The sequence below is a fragment of the Psychromonas arctica genome, assembly GCF_036697365.1.
GTDB classification, from domain to species: domain Bacteria; phylum Pseudomonadota; class Gammaproteobacteria; order Enterobacterales; family Psychromonadaceae; genus Psychromonas; species Psychromonas arctica_A.
Genome location: NZ_JBAHZA010000076.1, coordinates 1 through 497, shown reverse-complemented (window position 1 = coordinate 497; position 497 = coordinate 1). Strand labels below are relative to the sequence as shown.

At 46.1% G+C, this 497-nt stretch carries 1 protein-coding gene; it reads right to left on the bottom strand.

Going from position 1 to position 497, the window contains the following annotated elements; translation table 11 throughout:
* Positions 1 to 497, bottom strand: a 497-nt coding sequence (locus V5290_RS17405) for a VCBS domain-containing protein (protein WP_333388794.1), incomplete at both ends; no start/stop codon positions are given.

Sequence of the window (497 nt, the reverse complement as noted above, 5' to 3'; positions counted from 1 at the left end):
GCTGCTTGCGTGTTATCCGCCGCGTATGTCCAGTTACCATCAGCATCGATAGTGATTGCACCATAAGTACCTGACACGGTCTCAGCAGTGAAAGTTGTGGTGTCTGAGCTATCAACATCGCTTAGCGATAATGTACCAGCCGTGCTTAACGTCGCAGCATCATCTTCAGTGACCGCACCCGTTGTATCGCCAGCTACGATAGATAAGTCATCCACACCGTTAATGGTAATAACAATCTCTTGTTCAACACCATCGCTAGTCATAACTGTGATGGTATCGGTGATCGACTCATCATCATCTAAAGATTGAATTTCTGCTTGCGTGTTATCGGCTGCGTATGTCCAGTTACCATCAGCATCGATAGTAATATCGCCGTAAGTGCCGTTAATCGTTTCAGCAGTAAAAGTAGTTGTATCCGAGCTATCAACATCTGACAACGTTAATGTACCAGTCGTGCTCAACGTAGCAGCATCATCTTCAGTTACCACGCCAGTTGC